General features: G+C 70.1%; 11 protein-coding genes. 4 read left to right on the top strand and 7 right to left on the bottom strand.

Annotated features, from left to right (window positions below):
• Positions 1–1,332, top strand: a 1,332-nt coding sequence (crtI, locus tag FNH04_RS14920; protein ID WP_152784329.1) for a phytoene desaturase family protein, incomplete at its 5' end; no start/stop codon positions are given.
• 35 nt (positions 1,333–1,367) lie between these two features.
• On the opposite strand, the gene FNH04_RS14915 is transcribed toward crtI, so the two are convergent.
• The gene (locus FNH04_RS14915) at positions 1,368–2,765 is read right to left on the bottom strand and encodes a carotenoid oxygenase family protein (protein WP_152784326.1); all 1,398 of its coding nucleotides are present in this window, start codon (positions 2,763–2,765) and stop codon (positions 1,368–1,370) included.
• Between the two features lie 186 nt (positions 2,766–2,951).
• On the opposite strand from FNH04_RS14915, the gene FNH04_RS14910 reads away from it, so the two are divergent.
• Positions 2,952–3,743 carry an SAM-dependent methyltransferase gene (locus FNH04_RS14910; RefSeq protein ID WP_152784324.1) on the top strand — a complete coding sequence of 264 codons (792 nt, stop codon included), beginning with the start codon at positions 2,952–2,954 and terminating at the stop codon, positions 3,741–3,743.
• A gap of 200 nt (positions 3,744–3,943) precedes the next feature.
• The gene (locus FNH04_RS14905; protein WP_152784322.1) at positions 3,944–4,660 is read left to right on the top strand and encodes a FadR/GntR family transcriptional regulator; all 717 of its coding nucleotides are present in this window, start codon (positions 3,944–3,946) and stop codon (positions 4,658–4,660) included.
• 55 nt (positions 4,661–4,715) lie between these two features.
• On the opposite strand, the gene acnA is transcribed toward FNH04_RS14905, so the two are convergent.
• The 5 genes from acnA to FNH04_RS14880 all read right to left on the bottom strand — a co-directional run bounded on the left by acnA (position 4,716) and on the right by FNH04_RS14880 (position 12,669).
• Positions 4,716–7,376 (bottom strand): aconitate hydratase AcnA, encoded by a 2,661-nt coding sequence (acnA, locus tag FNH04_RS14900; protein ID WP_152784321.1) that lies wholly within the window; start codon positions 7,374–7,376, stop codon positions 4,716–4,718.
• A 217-nt stretch (positions 7,377–7,593) separates the two neighbouring features.
• Complete coding sequence (locus FNH04_RS14895) at positions 7,594–8,484, bottom strand: GntR family transcriptional regulator (protein ID WP_152784319.1); 891 nt, start codon at positions 8,482–8,484, stop codon at positions 7,594–7,596.
• Between the two features lie 217 nt (positions 8,485–8,701).
• A complete protein-coding gene (locus FNH04_RS14890) occupies positions 8,702–9,163 on the bottom strand; it encodes a hypothetical protein (RefSeq protein WP_152784317.1) in 462 nt (153 codons plus the stop codon).
• Between the two features lie 121 nt (positions 9,164–9,284).
• Positions 9,285–11,327, bottom strand: a complete 2,043-nt coding sequence (locus tag FNH04_RS14885; protein ID WP_152784315.1) for a CocE/NonD family hydrolase — start codon at positions 11,325–11,327, stop codon at positions 9,285–9,287.
• 46 nt (positions 11,328–11,373) lie between these two features.
• Complete coding sequence (locus FNH04_RS14880) at positions 11,374–12,669, bottom strand: ATP-grasp domain-containing protein (RefSeq protein WP_322723079.1); 1,296 nt, start codon at positions 12,667–12,669, stop codon at positions 11,374–11,376.
• 204 nt (positions 12,670–12,873) lie between these two features.
• Between FNH04_RS14880 and FNH04_RS14875 the strand changes: the two genes are divergently transcribed.
• Positions 12,874–13,170: a GlsB/YeaQ/YmgE family stress response membrane protein gene (locus FNH04_RS14875; protein ID WP_152784313.1), complete on the top strand. Its 297-nt coding sequence runs from the start codon at positions 12,874–12,876 to the stop codon at positions 13,168–13,170.
• A gap of 89 nt (positions 13,171–13,259) precedes the next feature.
• Here the strand turns inward: FNH04_RS14875 and FNH04_RS14870 are convergent, their stop codons facing one another.
• Entirely contained in the window at positions 13,260–13,685 is a 426-nt protein-coding gene (locus FNH04_RS14870) for a hypothetical protein (RefSeq protein WP_228031378.1), read from the bottom strand.
• Positions 13,686–13,894 lie beyond the last annotated feature (209 nt).

Below are 13,894 nucleotides of genomic sequence, written 5' to 3'. Positions count from 1 at the left end.
GGGCTGCTGCAGCGGGACGGCTACACCTTCGACACCGGCCCGACGGTCCTCACCATGCCGGACCTGATCGCCGACGCCCTCGGCTGCGTCGGCGAACGGATGGAGGACTGGCTGAAGCTGGTCCGGCTCGACCCCGTGTACCGGGCCTCCTTCGCGGACGGCACCCGGCTGGACGTACGGGCCGACTCGAACGACATGGCCGAGGAGATCGCCCGGGTCTGCGGAGGGCGGGAGGCCTTCGGATACCGGCGGTTCCAGCGCTTCATGGAGCAGATGTACCGGTACGAGATGAACGACTTCATCGACCGCAACATCGACGGCCCCTGGAACCTGCTCACCCCCAACCTGGCCCGGCTGGTCGCACTGGGCGGCTTCCGCCGCCTCGCCCCCAAGGTCGCCTCCTACCTGCGCGACGAGCGCACCCAGCGGATCTTCTCCTTCCAGGCGATGTACGCGGGGGTCTCGCCCCAGCAGGCCCTGGCCCTGTACGCCGTCATCGCCTACATGGACACGGTCGGCGGGGTGTTCTTCCCGGTCGGTGGAGTGCACGCGGTCCCCAGGGCGCTGGCGGGGGCGGCGGAGAAACACGGGGTGGTCTTCCGGTACGGCACCGAGGCGGCCCGGGTGGAGATGTCCGGGCGGCGCGCGAGAGCCGTCATCACCACGGACGGCGAGCGGATCCCGGCCGACGCCGTGATCCTCAACCCCGATCTCCCGGTCGCCCACCGCGAGCTGCTCGGCCGCGAGCCCCGCTCGGTGCGCCGGCTGCGCTACTCGCCCTCCTGCTTCCTGCTGCTCTCCGGAGGCCGGGCCACCCATCCGGACCTGGGCCACCACAACATCCACTTCGGCCGCGCCTGGCGCACGGTGTTCTCCGAGCTCCTCGACCGGGGGCGGCTGATGAGCGACCCTTCGTTCTTCGTCACCTCGCCCAGCCACACCGATCCCCAGCTGGCCCCGCCGGACCGGCACACCTACTACACCCTTTTCCCCACGCCCAATCTCCGGTCCGGCATCGACTGGGACCGGCTCGGGCCGCTCTACCGCGACGAGGTGGCGGCGACCCTGGAGAGCCACGGCTACACCGGCTTCGGCTCGGCCATGGAGGTGGAGCACATGATCACCCCGGCCGACTGGGAGCGCATGGGGATGGCCGAGGGGACACCGTTCGCGGCCTCGCACGTCTTCTCCCAGACCGGCCCGTTCCGGCCCGGCAACCTCCATGGCGAGAACGTGGTCTTCGCGGGCTCGGGCACCCGGCCGGGGGTGGGTGTGCCCATGGTGCTGATCAGCGGACGGCTGGCGGCTCAGCGGATCACCGGGGAGGTGTGAGCCGGAACCTCAAGGGGGCCGTCCGAGCGGGCGCGTCACCCGGGCGGTGTGAGCCCGGCGCCGACGGCGTCGAGATCCGCACCGGGAATCCAGTTCGAGTGGAACCCGAAGGGCACACGCACCGGCAGGCGTACGGTGGCGACGGGCGGGCCGGTGAAATCGCGGGCGTCGAGCACCACGAGGTCGCTCTCGTGGTGGAGCGCGTCGATGCGGAAGTGCAAGATCCAGCCGTCGTCCTCGGCCGCGCCGTCCCCCGTGCGGGGCACGAACACGGGCTCGGTGGGCACGGATCCGCGGGGGAAGGCGCGCTCCTCGGTGTGCTCCCACGTGAAGTCGTGCTTGAGCAGTACCTCGGGCTCGTAGGTGCTCAGGCCCTGCTCCCGGGCGCTCATGCCGTAGTAGTGGCGGAACGACCGCCCGACCCGCCGCGGATCGATACGGGGCAACTCCTGCTGCCGGTCGTCGAGTTGCCGTTCCCTCACCGTGCCGACGGCCGGGTCGACGGTCCACTCCCACAGCGTTCCCGCCCCGTACGCGAACGGGTCCTGACTGGTTCCGTCGAACATCTTCGGGTAGCGCAACGCGTAGACCCGGACCGTTCCGTTCTCCTCGACGGCGTTGACCGTGTGGAAGACGAAGCCGGGCGCGATGGAGAACCACCGCAGACTGCCGGCACCGCCCTCCCTGGGGAGCAGCCCCAGCCGCGCCTGGTGCCGGTCGTCCCAGCGGAAGGGGAACCTGCCGCGCGCCGCCTGACCGAGGTCGAAGCGCACGGGCAGGTCGAACAGCACCACGTGGTTCTCGGTGAGGGCGATGTCGTGCATCATCGGTCTGCCGCCGAGCGGGATCCGCTCCCTCTTCCTGACCGTGCCGTCGGGGGTGATCACCAGGTAGTCGGCCGAGGTGCGCAGCGGTGAGTACGCGAGGGTGAAGAGCTCGCCGCTGACCGGGTCGGTCTTGGGGTGCGCGGTGAGTCCCCGGGGCAGTCCGCCGCCCAGGTCGGAGTACTCGACGGTGTCCAGGGTCTCGCTCAGCCGGACCGGCATGCACCCCGTCTCGACCAGGGCGAGCAGCAGGCCGCCGTGGCAGACCACGTTGGTGTTGACGACATCGGTGAAGAACCGGCGCGGCCCCGGCGGCCGGGACTCGCCGAGGGAGCGGCACACCTGCCGGGACCGGATCCACCGGTTGCGGAACCATTCGGCGCGGCCGTCCCGCAGCCGGACGCCGCAGACCATGCCGTCCTTGCTGAACCAGGAGTAGTCCTCCGCGCCCCGACGCCGGGGCGGGGTCACCGGATTCCCGCCGATCTGCGTGAACAGCCCGTCCAGCTCGGGCGGGATGGTGCCCTTCACCGGAAGGCGGTACTCGGTGCGTTCGGTGTAGAGGGGCGTGAAGGCGCCCCGCAGGAACGGACTGACTCTGCCCGGCATGCGTCACTCCTCACGTCCCGCCGAGGCTAGGCCGTGTCACCGCCGGACGGAGGCGGACGGCGAAACCACTGGCCAACCGATTCATCGAGCGGGGGGTCTGCCGGATCCTTCGGCCACGGTGGTGTCGCGTAGGGGCGGGGCAGCACTGGTTTAATGTGTGACGACCGCCCAACTCGGAGAAGTCTCATGTCACTTGAACGCCCAGTCATCAGTACCAACGTGCCGCACTCCGCTCGGATCTGGAACTACTGGCTCGGCGGCAAGGACTGCTACGAGATCGACCGGCAGGTCGGCGACCAGATCGCGGGCGCCAATCCGGCGATCCTCGACATCGCGCTGGCGCAGCGGGCGTTTCTGGTCCGGGCGGTGGAGTACCTCGTCGGCGAGGCGGGCATCCGCCAGTTCCTGGACGTGGGGACCGGCCTGCCCACCGCGAACAACACCCACGAAGTCGCACAGCGGATCGCCCCCGAGACCCGGATCGTCTACGTCGATCACGACCCGGTCGTCCTGGCCCACGCCGAGGCGCTGCTCACCAGCACGCCCGAAGGAGCCACGGACTACATCGACGCCGACCTGCGCGATCCCGCGACCATCCTGGAGCAGGCCGCCAAGACACTGGACTTCACCCAGCCGGTCGCGCTGATCCTGCTGGGCATCACCGCCCACATCACCGACGACACCGTTTATGAGGTCGTCGGCCGCCTGGTGGACGCTCTGCCCTCCGGCAGCCACCTCGTGCTCTGCGACGACACCGAGGTGATCAACCCGCAGCAGATGCGCGAGATGATCGAGCAGTGGAACGAGGCGAGCGACAACCCCCGCGTCAACCGCAGCCCGGAAGAACTCGCCCGGTTCTTCGACGGCCTGGAACTGCTGGATCCCGGTGTGGTCTCCGTCTCCCGCTGGCGCCCCGGCCGGTCCGGTGAGCACGCCGCCGAGGTCGACGACTTCGGCGGCGTGGCACGCAAGCCGTAGCGTCCCGCGCGCACTCAACAGCGGACGTCGGTCACCTGGATGTACTCGTACCACTCCGGTGTTCCTGGCGGATCACTGAAACACGTCCGGGGAGCAGGACTGAGGGCCGTCTCGCCATGGAGGTCCGGACAACTGGTTCACCGGCTGTCCGGTAGGTAATTTGAATCCGGCCGCTCCGTCCGTACCGAAGTGAGGATTCCATGGCCGAACTCGCGAGGATCAACGTCGAGCCGCGGGAGCCGCTGGCCGCCGAGGTCTCCCGGCGCCTGATCGACTACCTGATGTCGGGCGAGGTGCAGCCCGGCGACCGGATCCCCTCCGAGCGGCAGCTGACCGAGATGCTCGGCGTGAACCGGCCCACCGTCCGGGAGGCGATCAAGTCGCTGGGGTTCCTCGGACTGCTGGAGATCCGCCAGTCCAGCGGCACCTACTTCCGAGGCGCCGACTCCGATGTGCTCTACCGCCTCTTCGAACTCGGGCTGGTCCTCGGGGAGCGCGGCGCCGACGACATGCTGCGGGCGCGTGCGGAACTGGAAGCGGTGGTCGCGGGGCTGGCCGCGCAGGCGCGCGACGAGGCCGGTGTGGAGCTGCTGCGCGCCCGGCTGGCGGCGATGCGCGACTGCCCGGACGAGGAGTTCCCCGAGGCTGACACCGCTTTCCACGCGGCTCTGGCCGATCTGGCCGGCAACATCGTGCTGCGGGACATGCTCAAGGGCATGCGCGCCATGATCCAGCGCGGTTGGGTGCGGCGCACCGGCGCCGTCCGTACCCGCGAGGTCGCCTATGCCGACCATGTGCCGATCTTCGAGGCGGTCGAGAAGGGTGACGCCCAGGCGGCGCGTGCCGCGATGGCCGCCCATATGGAGGGCGCCTCCCGGCGCCTGAGGGAAGCCCTGGAACAGCGCGAGGGTGACTGACGGGATCGGTTCCGCGCGGAGAGCGGTGATCGCACTCCACGAACAACCGGTCGGCTCACGACGCGGAGAGGGCGCGGCGGACGACGTACGGCAGGATGCCCCCGTGCCGGAGATAGGCCAGCTCCTGGCGGGAGAAGAGCCGCAGCCGCAGTTCCGCGGTGGTGTGGCGTCCCGCCGCTCCCCGTATGCGGAGGGTGACGCGGTTGGTGCCGACGGCCAGGCTGTCGAGCCCCTCGAAGGAGAGCTCCCCCTCGCTGGTGAAGGGGTACGACGAGGCGTCGTCGCCCTCGTCGAACTCGAGTGGCAGCACGCCCATGCCGATCAGATTGCTGCGGTGGATGCGTTCGTACGACTGGGCGATGACCGCGCGCACGCCCAGCAGGGCCTGGGCCTTGGCCGCCCAGTCCCGGCTGGAGCCCGCCCCGTAGGCGCGTCCGGCGACGACGACCAGGTCGTAGCCCGCCTCACGGTAGGTCGGCGCGGCCCGGTGGACGGGCAGGACCCGGGCGCCGTCGGCTGTGTACGCGTGGCCGCCGGGTCCCGGCACGCGCGTGCCGGCGTCGTCGAGCAGCAGGTTGGTGACGGCGGCGTTGGTGAAGGCGCCGCGCAGCATGACCTCGTGGTTGCTGCGGCGCGTGGAGTACTGGTTGAGGTCGCGGCGGGCGACTCCGCGTTCGGTGAGCCACTGTCCGGCCGTGCTGCGGGCGGGGATGGCGCCGGCGGGGGAGATGTGGTCGGTGGTGACGTTGTCGCCGAGCCGGAGGAGGACCCTGGCCCGGTCGATCCTCAGCCGGGCCGGCGGGTGGGCGGACAGTCGCGTCAGGTGCGGAGGGCGGCGGATGTACGTCGACTCCGGGTCCCAGGGGAAACGGACACCGCCGGGGGCCTCGATCTCCTGCCAGGCACGCGTGCCCTGCCGGATGCGCGCGGCGTTGCCGCGGAACATCTCCGGCCGTACGAACTCCGCGACACACGCGGCGACCTCGCCGTCGGAGGGCCACAGGTCCTTCAGGAGGACAGGACGGCCCTCGTGGTCGGTTCCCAGAGGTTCGTGGTCGAAGTCGTGCAGGACCGAACCGGCCAGGGCGTAGGCGACGACCAGCGGCGGGGAGGCGAGATACGACAGCGAGATGCGCGGGTTGACCCGGCCGGCGAAGTTGCGGTTGCCGGACAGGACGGCGACCGGTTCCGTCGCACCCTCCTCGGCGAGGTGCTCCATCGCCGGGTGCAGGGGACCGGAGTTGCCGATGCAGGTCATGCAGCCGAAGCCGACGATGTGGAAGCCGGTCTTCTCCAGCGCGGGCAGGAGGCCTGCCTCGCGCAGGTACTCCTCGACGACCCGTGAGCCGGGGGAGAGCGAGGTCTTGACCCAGGGTTTCGCGGTCAGTCCCGCCCGGACCGCCCGCTCGGCGAGGAGGCCCGCCTGCACGATGAGCGCCGGGTTGGCGGTGTTGGTGCAGCTGGTGATGGCGGCGATGGCGACCGGGCCGTCGGGCAGCGGTTCGCCGAACGTGCCGGGAGCCGTGCTCGATCCGGGAGTCGCCTGGCCTGCCGCCTGGCGGAACGAGGCCGGGGCCTGGGACAGCGGCAGCCGCTGGTGCGGCAGGTCCGGGCCCGCCACGCTGGGCTCGACGGTGCCCAGATCGAGGTCGAGCAGCTGGTCGTAGCGGGGGACGGGGCGGTCGTCGGTGCGCTTGAGGCCCTGGGCGGTGAGATAGGCGTCGACGAGACGGACGTGCTCCTCGTCCCGTCCGCTCAGGCGCAGATAGGCGGCGGTCTCGTCGTCGTAGGGGAAGTAGACGCAGGTCGCGCCGTACTCGGGCGCCATGTTGGAGACGGCGGCGCGTTCGGCCCAGCCGAGCCGGGTGACGCCGTCGCCGCAGAACTCGACGAACTTGTTCACCACGCCCGTGGCGCGCAGCAGTTCGGTCAGGGTCAGGGCGAGGTCGGTGGCGCCGACGCCCTGGCGGAGCCGTCCGGTCAGACGGACGCCGACCACGTCCGGGTAGGGGATGGTGACCGGTTCGCCGAGCATGGCGGCCTGCCCCTCGAGGCCGCCGACTCCCCAGCCGACGACACCCAGGGCGTTGATCATCGGAGTGTGGCTGTCGGTCGCGACCAGGAGGTCCGGGTGCAGCACCGGCGGACCGCCGTCGCCCGGGGTTTCCTGCCAGACGACCCGGGCCAGCGCCTCCATGTTGACCTGGTGGATGATGCCGGTCCCCGGTGGCACGACACGGAAGTTGTCCACGCTGCGCTCGGCCCACTTCACCATCGCGTACCGTTCGCCGTTGCGCCGGAAGTCGATCAGCAGATTGCGCTCGACGGCGTCCGCGCTGCCGTACTCCTCGACGATCACGGAGTGGTCCACCGTCAGGTCCACGGGGATCGACGGCTGCAGCCGCTCAGGATCCCCGCCCAGCTCCGCGACGCTGTCCCGCATGGCCGCGAAGTCGGCCAGCGCCGGCAGACAGGTGGTGTCATGCAGCATGATCCGGTTCGGGTGCACGGGAACCTCGCACGCGCCGCTCCCGGCGCGGGCCCGGGCCACCACGTCCGCCAGCGACTCCGGCGCCCGCCGGGCCACGTTCTCCAGCAGCACCCGCACCGCGTACGGCAGCACGTCCAGCTCCGCGGACGGCAGGATCCGGTCCAGGGGCCGACAGCGGTAGGAGCGGCCCTCGACGGTGAGCACGGCGGTTCGGTCGGCGTTCATGAAAACACGGCCTCTGGTGCGTTGAAGTGGCGGAGTACCGCACTTATATTGTCTCAATCCGCTGATTGGTACAACGGGTCCCCGGTCGTCTGAGCCGTCTGGAGCGCCGGCGGCGATCAACGGCACCAGTGCCGATTTCGGAGCGAGGCCATGGGTGACGGGTGACGGGTGGCGGCCCGGCCTCCGGCGGGGCCCGGCGTACGTCGCCGGTGGCGCCCTAACTCTCCCCGCCGATACCCGTCTTGATCGACCGCACTTTGTCCAGGTGCGCGCTGAGGAAGGCGGACGCCTCCTTCAGGTCCCCGCTCTCCACCAGGTCCAGGAGCCTCAGGTGCTCCCTGGCCTGGCCCGCGAGCCGGGAGCGGTCGATCTGGTGGCGGTACTCGATCAGGCGGCGCAGCCGGTTCTGGCGGCGTACGGCGTCCAGCAGGAACTGGTTGCCGGAGCAGCCCACCAGCATCTCGTGGAACGAGGCGTTGACCTGGAACAGTTCGGCGCGGGGCAGCAACAGGATGTCCCCGTGGAGCAGGGCCTCCTGCTGCCGCCTGTGCCGGGCGAAGGCCTCGACGTCCACGGTGAAGCCCGGTTCCAGCAGCGCGGCGGGCTCGATGATCATCCGGAACCGGTAGCTCTGGTCATGCGCGTCGACGGTGGCCATGACGTGCTGGAACTCCCAGCCCCGGCCGCCCGCCTTGCGCCGGACGAGATCCTCGGCCTCCATCCGGGACAGCACCCGGTCGGCCTGGCGGGGCGTGAGCCGGTAGCGGCGGCTGATGTCGGCCACGGTGAAGGAGCCGGTGAAGCGGCCACCGACGTAGTCGTCGGCGATCTCGAAGTACACCGACTGCTCCACGTTCTCGCCCTCGCCGAGGTCCGGCCGGGCGAGGGTGCCCGCATCGCGTGCGAGGAAGAAGCCGCGGTTCGGGACCCGTTCCAGGATCCCGACCTCGGTCAGGAAGAGCATGGCCTTGCGCACCGGCGTGCGGGAGACCTCCAGTTCGTCCGCCGCCCACTGCTCGGTGACATGGGCACCCTCTTCGAGGCCGCTGCGGCGCATCAGGTCCACCAGCCGGGTGGCCATGGAGGTGGTCAGGTTCGGCCGCGACATCGCTCCTGCGCTCTTCACGTGGTGGGTCGGCAAAGCCTCATCCTACGAACCCCTCGGAGGGGGAGGGCGCATGCCGGCGGGCCGGTGCGCACCACCCCGCCGGCGGGCCGGAAACCGGCCGTCCGTGGGCTGTGGACTGATTGTGTCTTTCACGTGCTTGATGCAACAGGCGCGGGAGCGAAGCATCCACCCATCGGTACGCGGGTGGCTCGCGGGGTCAGCCGGCGAAAACCCTGCCTTCCTTCACGACGTAGTGAGTCGGCTCGGAGCAGCCGATGGACGGTGTGATCAGCAGGCTCACGGTGAGCGGCGCGGGCTCCGTGCTCGCGGTCGAGAACTCGCACACGGCACCGCTGCCCGTGAGCGGGTACCAGAACCACCCGTCGACCTCGCCCACGGTGACCCGGTCGGACTCCTTCCAGGCGCCACCGGTCTTCGTGTGGACCTGCAGCCGCACGGAGGCGGCGTACTGGTCCTGAGTCGACCGCAGCGCGGTCAGCGTGATCTTGTAGTCGCTCCCGAGGACGGACGAGGCGATCTGCCGCGTCCGCGGTGCCGCGGTGTCGGCGTTGGACGCTCCGGCGCCGGCGGCCCCGAGGACGGCCGCCATCAGAAGGGTGACGGCTGCGGTCGCGGCGCGACGGGTGCGGTCGCGGTGGTCGTTACGCACCAGGCTCATGTGTTCCCCCGTTGGGAAGAGTTGCGGTGTTGGGAAGAGTTGTGGTGGAAGGTCGGTTTGGTCCGTACGGTGGTAAAGACCAGTCACATGGCCTCGGGGTTGTACGGCGAGGACGCACCGGCTAGAGCAGGTCGCGCGGCACCTTCTCGTTCCAGGTGCGGGAGAAGACCCGTCGGTCGGCCTCGTACGCATCCAGGGTCGCGTCCACGCGGAAGTCCGTCCCGTCGCACCTGAGCTCGGTGTGCGTCACCACCCGCACGTCCCAGTCGTCCCGCCGGAACCGCATGGTCCACGTGGATTCGCCGCTGACCGAGGTGAAGTCGTCGGCGACCGCCGCATAGCGCTCATGGGCGCGGCGGCCGGCTTCGAGGTCGATGTCCTCGAAACGGACCGTGCCCCGGTCCTTCACGATCTGCAGCTCGGCGTGGTAGCCGACCAGGTCCCGCTTGACTTCCCAGCGTTCCTCGGGGGGCGTCACCTGGCTGGTGGCGATCGGTGGTGTGCCCTCGGGTTCACCGAAGGGGCTGGACGGCACGTCGTCGGGTTCGTCCACCGGCCGGACCGGGAGGGTGAGCGTGCTGGAGTTCTCGTGGACGCTGAGCAGCGCGGGCTTCGGCGGCGGCCATGCCAGCGGCCAGTAGGAGGTGGAGAGGGAGAGCCTGACGCGGTGGCCCGGCGGGAATGCCTGGGCGACTCCGTTCAGCGGGACGGTGGCGCGGTAGCGGCGCCCCGGCTCCAGCGGCTCGGGGGACTCCGTGCTGTCGCGGCGGGTGAGGTTCAGCAGGCCGTACGAGACGCGCGTCGCCGCGCCGTCGGGGCTGACGTCGGACAGGCGCGCGGCCACCATGGCGACCGGTTCGCTGACCGACAGATCGAGTTCCACGCTCGGTGAGCCGAGGATCTCCAGCCGCTCGGTCAGCGGCTCGGTTTCGAAGACGAGTGAACCGCCGTCCTCCTCGCGCTGGTCGTACGGCAGGTCCGGTGGCGCGTTGTAGGAGGCCCACTTGCCCGCGAACTGGCCGACGGACAGCGGCGACTGCACGGTCATCGCGTCGCCGTCGGGTTCCTTTCCTCCGCCCGCGGTGTCCTGCGGGGCTTCGATCCTGTGCCGGGTGAGCGGATGCGTGACCGGCCGGATGTGCGGGGAGGGCCAGTCGGGCTCTCCGACCCAGCGTCCCGGCCGTTCCTCGTACGAGGTGGAGGGCGGCACGCTGTCCTGCATCCACGTCCTCAGCATGGGACCGTCCATGACGTCGTTGTCGACGCCCTTGAGCCAGTGGTCCCACCAGCGCACGACCTCCTGGAGGTAGCCGATGGCAGGGCCGGGCTCCCCGAGGTGGGGGAACTTGTGCGACCAGGGGCCGATCAGTCCCTTGCGGGGCACGTCCAGGTTGCCGAGCAGCCGGGTCACGGCGTTGGAGTACCCGTCCGCCCATCCGCTGGAGGCCAGGACCGGGCAGCGCACGCTCCGGTAGTCCTCGCACACCGAGGCGTGCCGCCAGTAGTCGTCCCGGCGCTGGTGGCGCAGCCACTGGAGCACCCAGGGCTCCGTGTGCTCCAGCCGTTCGAGCCACATCTCGCGCCAGCGGTCGCCGACCACGGCGGGGTCGGGCGGACAGGTGCCGTAGGCGAACATCGTGCCCGCCTCGGCCAGGTTGTCCGACAGCAGGGCGCCGCCCATGTAGTGCATGTCGTCGGCGTGCCGGTCGTCGGTGAACGAGGCGATGACGACGGCCTTCAGACTGGGCGGCCGGCGGGCCGCCACCTGGAGCGCCGCGAACGCGCCCCAGGAGATGCCCATCATCCCGGTGCCGCCGTCGCACCAGGGCTGTTCCGCCAGCCACGCGAGGACCTCCTCCGCGTCGGCCTGCTCCCGTTCCAGGTACTCGTCCCGCAGCACCCCCTCCGACTCGCCGGTGCCGCGCAGGTCGACACGGACGCAGGCGTAGCCGTGCCCGGCGATGTACGGGTGGTGGATCGAGTCCCGTACGGCCGTCAGATCGCGCTTGCGGTACGGGATGTACTCCAGCACCGCGGGCACCGGCTCGTCGTCCGAGGATGTGGGGCGCCAGATGCGCGCGGAGAGACGGGCCCCGTCGGACATGGGGATCGTGACGTGTTCTTCTTCCTTCGTCGCGTACGGCAGGTTGGTCACGTAACGCATGGGACCGACGTGCTCCTCACTCTTGCGGCATCTCGTCATTGTCGCGTCACTCGGGCGGGGCCTCGTCGAAGACGAAACCCAGGGCGGCCACACAGTGGTCGTACTTCTCCCGCAGCTCCTTCTCGTCCGCCCCGCCGGTGAAGATGTGGGCCAACTCGTAGCTGTAGCTGTCCTGCTGGGGCAGCTCCGAGAGCCGGCTGCCCTTCTCGGGGACCACGTCGACGCGTACGCCCGGGGTCTCCCGCTCGATGCGGGCGATGTCCTCGGGCCCGGGCACACGGCGCACCACGCCGTCGGTGAACCAGCGGTGGTACCACTTCGCCGCCATCGCGTACGGGCCCTCGCGGTGCGGCATGCGCGGGTCGTCGCCGAGGGCGAGGCCGACCATGCAGTGGTGGTTGGGTACGCCGTCGACGTACTGGAACAGCTCCGCGTGCGACTGGGAATGGCGGGGGTTGATCTCCAGCAGGCTGATCTCCCGCGTCCGCGGGTCGTAGAAGTACTCGACGCTGAAGGTGGCAGAGTCCAGGCCGATACGGCGCATCACGCGCCCGGTGACGTCATGGAGCTGCGCGAGGACCGGTGGCGGCAGCGTCGAGGGGTACTGGTGGCGCAGGAAGCTCGCGGAGTCCGGGTAGTTGATGGAGTCCAGGACCCCGTAGACCGTCACCTCGCCCTGGTGGACATAACCCTCCACGGCGACCTGGACCCCGGACATCGCTTCCTCCACCAGGCAGACCTGACCGCCGACGCCGTCCATCTCCGGTGGCAGGTCGATGTGTTCGAGGAGGTACTCGAAGGGGCGGCCGATCCGGGAGATGCCCTCGCGGATCTCGGCGACCGCGGTACGGAACTCCTGTTCGTCCCGGACGCCGAAGGCGAGTTCGGAGGAGTACGAGAGCGCGGGCTTGACCCACATCGGGAACCCGACGTCCTCGGGCGGGCGCGGCGGCTCGGCTGCCAGGTCGACCCTGCCGAAGCGCGGGTGCCGGTCGGTGACCTTCCGCTGCTCCAGCCGGCTCCAGTACTTGTGCTCGCACTTGACCACCGATTCGAGGCTCGTGCTGCGGGTGCCGTAGCGCTCGCTCAGGATCGGGACGAGGGTGCTGACGGGGAAGTCCCAGTAGCCGACGATCGCGTCGACGCTTCCGTCGAAGGCGTCCAGCACACCCTGGGCCTTCTCGATCAGCGCGGGCATGTGCACCTCGCCGAGCTGCAGCTCATCGATCGTCAGCAGCTGGTGGAAGCACAGCGACTCCGCTCCCGGGACCTGCCGGAGCGTCGGCAGATTGGCTTCGTCGAGCCCGATCACGAAGACGTTCTTGACCTTCTCGTCAGGCACGGCTCTCCTTCCGACCTCCGGCCGGCGGCCGGTCTCCCAAGATCGTCGGAGTACCCCTTCGTGCGACGGTCAATCCGGTCCGGACCGCCGCCCGGTCGCGGTGCGGCGGGTGCGGCCGGGGGCGGGCTCGGGCGTCAACTGCGGTTTGGTGACGCGTTCGTGGGAAACACGTCCGGCGAACCGGACACAAGGAGAATTTCTGCCATGGGCATCATCGCGTGGATATTCATCGGTCTGCTCGCCGGGGCTGTCGCCAAGGCGCTCATGCCGGGCAAGGACCCGGGCGGAATCATCGTCACCATGCTCATCGGTATCGCCGGAGGCCTGCTCGGAGGATTCCTCGGCAAGGTGATCCTCGGAGTCGACTCGATCGACGGCTTCTTCGACCTGTCCACCTGGATCGCGGCCATCGTCGGGTCCGTCATCCTCCTCGCGCTGTACCGGCTGTTCACCAACCGCGGGCGCGGGCACGGACACCGGCGCGGGCACGTCCACGCCTGACCCCCGGGGCCGGAGACCGCCCTCTGCCGGTGTGCTTCGGCACCCTCCGGTCCCGTACGGCCGCGCATGCGCACTCGCTCCCGGGTTACTCAGGCGGCACGCGCACGAGGGCGAGAGTGAGGAGAGCCCGATGAGCCGACGCGCCTTCCGCCGGGCCCTGGTGACCGGCGGAGCCGGATTAAGTTCGCCTGCTCGTCGTGGCAACGGGCCGACACCTCACCGGCGGTCCGCTCGACGATGACGCTTCCGTCGAAGCGGGCAAGCGGGGTGAACTTCTCCGGCGGAACCCGGTAGTCGATGAACGACTCCACCGAGTCGATGTGAGGTATCGGGAACTCGTGCGAGTAGAAAGTCCGGGACGCCTCCACCCGCTTCCACGGTCCGGGGCGGTGCCAGGTGAGCAGCGAGACGGTGGCCTCCTGTGGTTCGCCGTACTGGTCGATGACCAGATGCGCTGCCTCACGCGATTCTTCCGGCCAGTCCTTGATGATCTCGGATCCCCTGTGCTGCGTCATCGCTCGGAAACTCCTGACTGGTCGAGTTCTGCCCCGCGACGCGTGCCCTGCCGCACGAGCGGTGACAGCGGTCATCGCGGACGATCCTGTGGCGGCGCCTGGTCCGCCGCCTCGGGCCCTGGGCGAGTACCCGCAGAAGGGGGGGCGCACATGCTGGCCGGAGTCCTGGGTACCCGGACTCGGTGATCCGACCGGAGACATGCGTTCCG

The sequence above is a fragment of the Streptomyces phyllanthi genome (genome assembly GCF_009377205.1).
GTDB classification, from domain to species: domain Bacteria; phylum Actinomycetota; class Actinomycetes; order Streptomycetales; family Streptomycetaceae; genus Streptomyces; species Streptomyces phyllanthi.
The sequence above is the reverse complement of the archived record's forward strand: the minus strand, read 5'-3'. Positions and strand labels throughout refer to the sequence as shown.